8 protein-coding genes are annotated in these 8,520 nt (G+C 69.4%); all 8 read left to right on the top strand.

Going from position 1 to position 8,520, the window contains the following annotated elements; all coding sequences use genetic code 11:
• The coding region (gene infB / locus NNI01S_RS17710) for a translation initiation factor IF-2 (protein WP_084488939.1) at nt 1-2,110 on the top strand (2,110 nt) is incomplete at its 5' end.
• A gap of 75 nt (nt 2,111-2,185) precedes the next feature.
• The gene (locus NNI01S_RS17705; RefSeq protein ID WP_039799368.1) at nt 2,186-2,476 is read left to right on the top strand and encodes a DUF503 domain-containing protein; all 291 of its coding nucleotides are present in this window, start codon (nt 2,186-2,188) and stop codon (nt 2,474-2,476) included.
• An 88-nt stretch (nt 2,477-2,564) separates the two neighbouring features.
• Nucleotides 2,565-3,008: a 30S ribosome-binding factor RbfA gene (gene rbfA / locus NNI01S_RS17700; RefSeq protein ID WP_063021178.1), complete on the top strand. Its 444-nt coding sequence runs from the start codon at nt 2,565-2,567 to the stop codon at nt 3,006-3,008.
• A gap of 13 nt (nt 3,009-3,021) precedes the next feature.
• Nucleotides 3,022-4,023, top strand: coding sequence for a DHH family phosphoesterase (locus NNI01S_RS17695; protein WP_157114837.1), 1,002 nt, complete (start codon nt 3,022-3,024; stop codon nt 4,021-4,023).
• A gap of 407 nt (nt 4,024-4,430) precedes the next feature.
• Nucleotides 4,431-5,756, top strand: coding sequence for an MATE family efflux transporter (locus tag NNI01S_RS17685; protein WP_063021243.1), 1,326 nt, complete (start codon nt 4,431-4,433; stop codon nt 5,754-5,756).
• A gap of 58 nt (nt 5,757-5,814) precedes the next feature.
• Nucleotides 5,815-6,774 carry a metallophosphoesterase family protein gene (locus NNI01S_RS17680; RefSeq protein WP_157114836.1) on the top strand — a complete coding sequence of 320 codons (960 nt, stop codon included), beginning with the start codon at nt 5,815-5,817 and terminating at the stop codon, nt 6,772-6,774.
• 97 nt (nt 6,775-6,871) lie between these two features.
• Nucleotides 6,872-7,540 carry a 4'-phosphopantetheinyl transferase Npt gene (gene npt, locus NNI01S_RS17675; RefSeq protein WP_063021176.1) on the top strand — a complete coding sequence of 223 codons (669 nt, stop codon included), beginning with the start codon at nt 6,872-6,874 and terminating at the stop codon, nt 7,538-7,540.
• Entirely contained in the window at nt 7,540-8,439 is a 900-nt protein-coding gene (gene truB, locus NNI01S_RS17670) for a tRNA pseudouridine(55) synthase TruB (RefSeq protein WP_063021175.1), read from the top strand. Before npt ends, truB begins: the two co-directional genes overlap by 1 nt.
• The last annotated feature ends 81 nt before the right edge of the window (nt 8,440-8,520 follow it).

Here is an 8,520-nt window from a genome sequence, read left to right as displayed (position 1 = left end):
CGGCCGTCCCGGCGGCGCCGGTGCGGGTCGTCCCGGTGGCGGCGGCGGTGGCTACCGCGGTGGCGGTGGCGCTCCCGGTGCGGGTACCGGTGCGCCCGGCGCCGGTGGCGGTGCGGCCGGTGGCTTCCGCGGTCGTCCCGGTGGCGGTGGCGGTGGCGGCGGTCGCCCGGGTGGTCCCGGTGGCCGCGGTGGCGCGGCCGGCGCGTTCGGCCGTCCCGGTGGCGCGCCTCGGCGTGGTCGCAAATCGAAGCGGCAGAAGCGGCAAGAGTACGACTCGATGCAGGCGCCCGCCGTCGGCGGCGTGCGGCTGCCGCGCGGCAACGGCGAGATCATCCGGCTCGCCCGCGGCGCCTCGCTGTCGGACTTCGCGGAGAAGATCGACGCGAACCCGGCCGCGCTGGTACAGGCCCTGTTCAACCTCGGTGAGATGGTCACCGCGACCCAGTCGGTGAACGACGAGACGCTCGAGCTGCTCGGCAGCGAGATGAACTACGTCGTCCACGTGGTCAGCCCCGAGGACGAGGACCGCGAGCTGCTCGAGTCGTTCGACCTCACCTACGGCGAGGACGAGGGCGGCGAGGAAGACCTCGAACAGCGTCCTCCGGTGGTGACCGTCATGGGTCACGTAGACCACGGTAAGACCCGACTGCTGGACACCATTCGCAAGGCCAACGTCCGCGAGGGCGAGGCCGGTGGCATCACCCAGCACATCGGCGCCTACCAGGTGCTCACCCACCTCGGCGACGAGGACCGGTTGATCACCTTCATCGACACCCCCGGTCACGAGGCGTTCACCGCCATGCGTGCCCGCGGTGCGAAGGCGACCGACATCGCGATCCTGGTGGTCGCCGCCGACGACGGCGTCATGCCGCAGACGGTGGAGGCGATCAACCACGCGCAGGCGGCCGACGTGCCGATCGTCGTGGCGGTCAACAAGATCGACAAGGAAGGCGCGAACCCGCAGAAGGTTCGTCAGCAGCTCACCGAGTACGGCCTGGTCGCTGAGGAATACGGCGGCGAGACCATGTTCGTCGATATCTCTGCCAGGCAGAACATCAACATCGACGCGCTGCTCGAGGCGGTCCTGCTGACCGCGGACGCGGCGCTGGACCTGCGGGCGAACCCGGACATGGATGCGCAGGGTGTGGCTATCGAGGCGCACCTCGACCGCGGCCGGGGCCCGGTGGCGACCGTGCTCATCCAGCGCGGCACCCTGCGGGTCGGCGACTCGATCGTGGCGGGAGACGCCTACGGCCGAGTGCGCCGGATGGTCGACGAGCACGGCGAGGACGTCGAGGCGGCGTTGCCGTCGCGGCCGGTCCAGGTCGTCGGCTTCACGTCGGTGCCGGGCGCCGGTGACAACCTGCTCGTGGTCGACGAGGACCGGATCGCTCGGCAGATCGCCGACCGGCGCAACGCGCGCAAGCGCAACGCGCTGGCCGCACGCAGCCGCAAGCGGATCAGCCTGGAAGATCTGGATGCCGCGCTGAAGGAAACCAGCGAGCTGAACCTGATCCTCAAGGGCGACAACTCCGGTACGGTCGAGGCCCTCGAAGAGGCGCTGCTCGGGATCCAGGTGGGCGACGAGGTACGACTGCGGGTGATCGACCGCGGCGTCGGTGGCGTCACCGAGACCAACGTCAACCTGGCGTCGGCGTCGAACGCGATCATCATCGGATTCAACGTCCGCGCCGAGGGCAAGGCCACCGAGCTGGCCAACCGCGAGGGCGTCGACATCCGGTACTACTCGGTGATCTACCAGGCCATCGACGAGATCGAGAAGGCCCTCAAGGGCATGCTCAAGCCGATCTACGAAGAGGTCGAGCTGGGGCGCGCCGAGATCAGGGCGATCTTCCGTTCGTCGAAGATCGGCAACATCGCCGGTTGTATGGTCACGTCGGGTTCGGTCAAGCGCAACGCCAAGGCGCGCCTGCTCCGGGACAACGTGGTGATCGCCGAGACGATGACGATCTCGTCGCTGCGCCGGGAGAAGGACGACGTCACCGAGGTCCGCGACGGCTACGAGTGCGGTATGACGGTCACCTACTCCGACATCAAGGAAGGCGACATCATCGAGGCCTACGAGCTGCGCGAGAAGCCGCGCGACTGATAGACCGAGACGAGGCCGGACGCCGCGCGAAGTGCGCGGCGTCCGGCCGGTCTTCCTGACTTGGGGAGGGTATGGGTGTACCTGGGTGCACTGGAGTTCGACCTGCTGCTCGGCGACGTGCATTCGCTGAAACAGAAGCGCTCGGTGATCCGGCCGATTCTGGCCGAATTGCAGCGTTTCGGTGTGAGTGCCGCCGAAGGTGGGGAACACGATCTATACCGTCGCTCGCTGCTGGGCGTGGCCATGGTCAGTGCGGGCATGGATCACCTGACCGAGGTGCTGGACAGATGTGAACGGCACGTCGCGGCCCGTCCGGAGTTACAGTTGCTGGCGGTGCGCCGCCGAATCTTCGGTCCCGAGGATTGACCGCGGCGCAGCGACGGAGCTCGGGTGGCGGCACCGAGCCACGCGACGACCGCCACCGAACAGAGTTGATAGTGAGGAGGAAACGGCCATGGTGGACCAAGCCAGGGCACGCCGACTCGCCAAGCGGATCTCCTCGATCGTCGCGACCGCGATCGAATACGAGGTGAAGGACCCGCGGCTGCGTTTCGTGACCGTCACCGACGCCAAGGTCACCGGCGATCTCCGGGAGGCGACGGTGTACTACACCGTGATGGGCGAAACCCTCGACGCCGAACCGGATTACGAGGGTGCGGCGGCCGGACTGGAGAAGGCCAAGGGCGTCCTGCGTTCCAAGGTGGGCGCGGGAACCGGGGTGAAGTTCACCCCCACGCTGGCATTCGTACTGGACACCGTGCCCGACGCGGCACGGCAGATGGAGGAACTGCTCGCCAAGGCGCGGGCCGCGGACGACGCGGTCGCCAAGGTGGCCGCAACCGCCAGGCACGCGGGCGACGCCGACCCCTACAAGGTCGAACGCGACGGCGACGAGTGACATGCGGTAGTCGATGACGACGATGCGGGAAACGGCCGGTTTGGACGCGGCCGTGGCGGCGCTGGACGCCGCGCGCTCGGTGACCATCGTCTGCCATGTGCAGCCCGATGCGGACACCATTGGAAGTGGTCTCGCGCTGGCGCTGGTCCTGCACCGGCGCGGGATCCCGGTGCAGGTGTCGTTCGCCGAACCGGCGGAGTTGCCCGTATCGATGCGGTCGCTGCCCGGCGTGCGGCATCTGGTGGCGCCCGCCGACGTGCGTGCCGAGGTCGATCTGCTCGTCACGGTCGACTGCGGCAGCGCAGGCAGGCTCGGCGCGCTCGCCGACCGATTGCCCGGCGCCGCAACGACAATGGTGATCGATCACCATCGGTCGAACACGCGCTTCGGCGCGATCAACCTCGTCGATCCCGCCGCCGAATCCACCACGAGCGTGATCGCGCGGTTGCTCGACGCGTGGGGCATGCCGATCGATGCGGACGTGGCGCACTGCCTCTACGCCGGACTGGTCACCGACACCGGCTCCTTCCGGTGGGTGCGGCAGGGTACCCACGAATTGGCGGAGCGGCTGCTGGCCACCGGGATCGATGGCGCAGAGATCGCGCGCACGTTGATGGATACCCACCCGTTCGGGTGGCTGCCCATGTTGTCACGGGTGCTCGGGACAGCGCAGCTGGTTCCGGAGGTCCGTGGTGGTGTGGGGCTGGTGTACGCGTTCGTGCGTCGCGACGACATCGATGACGTGCGGTCGGAGGAGATCGAGAGCGTGATCGATATCGTGCGTACGACCGCCGAGGCGGGAATCGCCGCGGTATTCAAGCAATCTCGCGTCGTGCCGGATCGATGGACAGTGTCGCTGCGTTCGCGCGACAGCGGATCGTGCGCCGGTGACGGGGTCGACGTAGCGGAGGTGGCGACAGGGTTGGGCGGCGGCGGCCACCGCTTCGCCGCCGGCTACACCGCCTACGGCGCGCCCGACGATTTGGTCGGTGCGCTGCTGGCCGCGCTCGGGTGACCGGGGGTGTCGAACCTCGCACGGCCGGAGTCGGTTTCGGTTCCGATCGCTGGGTCGTCCGATGGTCGTTTCGCTCGGTTCCGGTGGCCTCCGGGCCTCGGCTGTGCCGACGTGATCGCGGTTGTTCACCGGAAGGCGCGGCCATCAGCGTCGCGGTCGGCCGAGACGCCGCCGCGCGAAAGCGATTCGGTTTGGCCGCGCAGTTCTGAAGACGTCGTTCGAAAGTCGGCACGGCCGGTGACGGTGCGGCCGGTGACGCGCGCGGCGTTTGTCGGTGGGTCGTGCCAGGGAGGGACCACGATCGGCGCGACGGCGGACTCGGCGCGGGCCGAGCAGGGGAGGTGCTGGTGAACGCGAAGAGTCCCGGTGGCGCGGAGGTCACCGGTCCGGTCGCACGCCCGGCCGATCTGGACCGTGCCGCCGCTGCCGGTCCCAAACGCATTCTCGGCCTCGCGTTGCCGACCCTCGGCGTGCTGGTCGCCGAACCGATCTACCTGCTGTTCGACCTGGCCGTGGTCGGCAGGCTCGGGGCGCTCGCGCTGGCCGGGCTGGCCGTCGGCGGGTTGATCCTGGCGCAGACGAGTTCGCAGCTCACCTTCCTGTCCTATGGCACCACCGCGCGTTCGGCGCGTCGTCATGGCGCGGGCGACCACCGGGGAGCCGTCGCCGAAGGCGTGCAGGCCACCTGGATCGCCATCGCTGTCGGCGCCGCGATCCTGCTGCTGGTCCAAGTGTGCGCCGTGCCGGTGACCAGCGCCATCGCCGGCGGGGGCGACATCGCGGAGGAAGCGCTGGGCTGGGTGCGGATCGCGCTGCTGGGCGTACCGCTGATCCTGATCTCCATGGCGGGCAACGGATGGCTGCGTGGCATCCAGGAGACGCGCAGGCCGCTGGTCTATGTGGTCGCGGGGCTGGCGGTGTCGGGCATCCTTTGCCCGATTCTGGTGCACGGACTTCTCGGTGCCCCGCACCTGGGTCTGCCCGGCTCGGCGGTGGCGAATGTGGCGGGTCAGATCGTCACCGCGGTCCTGTTCCTGCACGCGCTGATTCACGAGGGGGTCTCCCTCGCCCCGAGCTGGTCGGTCATGCGGGCGCAACTCGTGCTCGGTCGCGACCTGATCGTCCGCAGCTTCGCCTTCCAGGCGTGCTTCGTCTCGGCGGCGGCGGTCGCCGCACGGTTCGGCGCCGCGTCGGTGGCGGCCCACCAGCTGGTGCTGCAGCTGTGGAACTTCCTGGCGCTGGCACTGGACGCGTTGGCCATCGCCGCCCAGACGCTCACCGGCGCCGCGCTGGGCGCGGGCGACGTCACCGGCGCGCGCGGGATCGCGCGGCGCGTGACCCGCTGGTCGGAGATCTTCAGCCTCGGGCTAGCCGCCTGTTTCGCGGCGGGAGCGGTGGCGATCCCGGTGCTGTTCACCGACGACCCCGGCGTGCTCGAGCGCACCCACGTGGTGTGGTGGTTCTTCGTTGCGCTCATTCCGGTGGCCGGGATCGTCTTCGCCCTCGACGGTGTGCTGCTCGGCGCGGGTGACGCGGCGTATCTGCGCACCACCACGCTCGGCGCCGCGTTGCTCGGCTTCCTGCCCGCCATCTGGTTGTCGCTGGCCTTCGACTGGGGCGTGGCCGGAATCTGGTCCGGCCTCGCCGCGTTCATGATGATGCGGCTGGTCGCCGTCGCGTGGCGGGCGCGGTCGGGCCGGTGGGCCCTGGCCGGCGCCGAGATGCCGAGGTGACCGACACCCGGCGCGGCCGGTGCGCGTGAATCCGGATGGATGTGCCAAGGTAGGTGTGGTGATACCCAAGTTGATGGCGGTGAGCGACATTCACGTCGGGCACCAGGGGAATCGGCCGGTTGTCGAGCAGATCAGGGCGGACTCGCCGGAGGACTGGCTCATCGTGGCCGGCGACGTGGGCGAGAAGACCGAGGACATCCGGTGGGCGCTGGAGCTGCTGCGCGGCCGGTTCGCCAAGGTCATCTGGGTGCCGGGCAACCACGAGTTGTGGACGACGGCGAAGGACCCGGTGCAGATGGCCGGGGTAGCGCGCTACGACTACTTGGTGTCGATCTGCCGTGATCTGGACGTCCTGACGCCGGAGGATCCCTTCCCGGTGTGGCAGGGCGCGGGCGCGGAGGAGCACGGCGGAGCGGTCACGCTGGCGCCGATGTTCCTGCTGTACGACTATTCGTTCCTGCCGGAGGGAGCCACGACCAAGGCGGAGGGGCTGGCCATCGCCCGGGAGCGCAACGTGGTGGCCACCGACGAGTTCCTGCTCTCGCCGGAGCCGTACCTGACCAGGGACGCGTGGTGTCATGCCCGGGTGCAGGTGACCAAGCGCAAACTCGACGCGCTCGCACCCGATACCCCCCTCGTCCTGATCAACCACTTCCCGCTGGTGCGGCAGCCGACCGACGTGTTGTTCTACCCGGAGTTCGCGCTGTGGTGCGGTACCGAGCTGACCGCCGACTGGCACACCCGCTACAACGTGGTCTGCTCGGTCTACGGTCACCTGCACATCCCGCGTACCTCGCACTACGACGGTGTCCGGTTCGAGGAGGTCTCGCTCGGTTACCCGCGCGAATGGCAGCGCCGCGGCCTGCCGGAGCGATTGCTGCGCCAGATCCTGCCGACCCCGCAGTATCCGCCGGGCACGCTGAACAAGTGGGGCGGGCACTTCCAGCTGACGCCGGAGATGGAAGCCGCCGCCGCGGAGATGCGCAGTAAGGCGCAGCAGCGGCGCGGGCTGGCGTAGGACTCCCACTGCCCGCTGCATATCGGTGCGGCCGTGGCCATGCGCGGGGCACGGCGCTGCGATCCCACCGGGTGCGGCTCGACTACGCTCGTCGGTGATGATCGAGAACATTCTGCCTGCGGGTGTGGCCTCGGCCGAGCTGCGGGCGTACCCCGAGGATCTGCGGCCGCATCCCGCCGAGGAGCATCTCATCGCCAAGTCGGTGGAGAAGCGGCGCCGGGACTTCATCGGCGCGCGGCACTGCGCTCGGCTGGCGCTGACGCAGCTCGGCGAGCAGCCGGTGGCTATCGGCAAAGGCGAGCGCGGAGTTCCGGTGTGGCCGCGCGGCGTCGTGGGCAGCCTGACCCACTGCGACGGATATCAGGCCGCCGCGCTGGCGCACAAGCTGCGGTTTCGTTCCGTCGGCATCGATGCCGAGCCACACGCCACCCTGCCCGACGGCGTCCTGGACTCGGTCAGCCTGCCGCCGGAACGAGAATGGCTGAAGACCACCGATTCCCCGCTGCACCTGGACCGGTTGCTGTTCTGCGCCAAAGAGGCCACCTACAAGGCGTGGTTCCCGCTCACGATGCGCTGGTTGGGCTTCGAGGACGCGCACATCACGTTCGAGATCGAGGACAGCGCCGCCGGTTCCGGGCACGGCAGCTTCCATACCGAATTGCTGGTGCCGGGGAACACCATCGACGGCGGGACGCCGCTGCTGTCGTTCGAGGGCCGTTGGCTGATCACCGACGGGTACATCCTGACCGCGATCGCGCACGTCTGATGGACGGACTCGGCGGGCTGCTCGTCGTCGACAAGGCCGGCGGCTGGACCAGCCACGACGTCGTCGCGAAATGCCGGAAGCTGCTGCACACCAAGAAGGTCGGCCATGCGGGCACCCTCGACCCGATGGCAACCGGTGTGCTGGTGCTCGGCGTGGAGCGCGCGACCAAACTGCTCGGACTGCTCACCTTGACGACCAAGGCGTACACCGCGACCGTCCGGCTCGGACAGGCCACCAGCACCGACGACGCCGAGGGCGAGGTGCTCACGACGACTCCGGCCGGGCACCTCACCGATGACGACATCGCCGCGCGCACAGTCGAATTGACCGGCGACATCGATCAGGTGCCTGCCACCGTGAGCGCGATCAAGGTCCAGGGTGAGCGTGCCTATGCCCGCCACCGCGCGGGCGAAGAGGTGCAATTGGCCGCCCGCCCGGTCACGGTGTCGCGGTTCGACGTGCTCGCCCGGCGCGACGTCGGTGAATTCACCGACCTGGACGTGGTGGTCGAGTGCTCGTCGGGCACCTATGTGCGGGCGCTGGCCAGGGATCTCGGCGCCGCGCTCGGCGTCGGCGGCCACTTGACCGCCTTGCGTCGTACCAGGGTCGGCCCCTTCACGCTCGAGCACGCCCGCACCCTGGACGATCTGGCCGCCGCCGCGGAGTCGGGTGTGCCGCCGCTGAGCCTCGACATGGACGCCGCGGTCCGAACCGCGTTTCCGCTCCGGGACATCGACGACAAGCAAGCCGACGACCTGCGCAACGGCCGCTGGCTCGAGCCCGCCGGGATAGCCGGGGTGTACGGGGCAATCGACGCCGAAGGGCGTGCGATCGCATTGGTGAGGGAAAGCGGCAAGCGGGCGGCATCGGTCATGGTGGTGCGCCCCGCGAATCTGTAAGGGCCGCGGTTTCCGGCTCCGACCGGATACGGGCGGACGAGGATTCGAGAGCCGGGCCGAACCACTCGACTCGGCAGCGCT

This window comes from Nocardia niwae NBRC 108934 = DSM 45340 (assembly GCF_001613465.1).
GTDB classification, from domain to species: Bacteria; Actinomycetota; Actinomycetes; order Mycobacteriales; family Mycobacteriaceae; genus Nocardia; species Nocardia niwae.
This window is presented reverse-complemented; position numbering and strand designations above follow the sequence as displayed.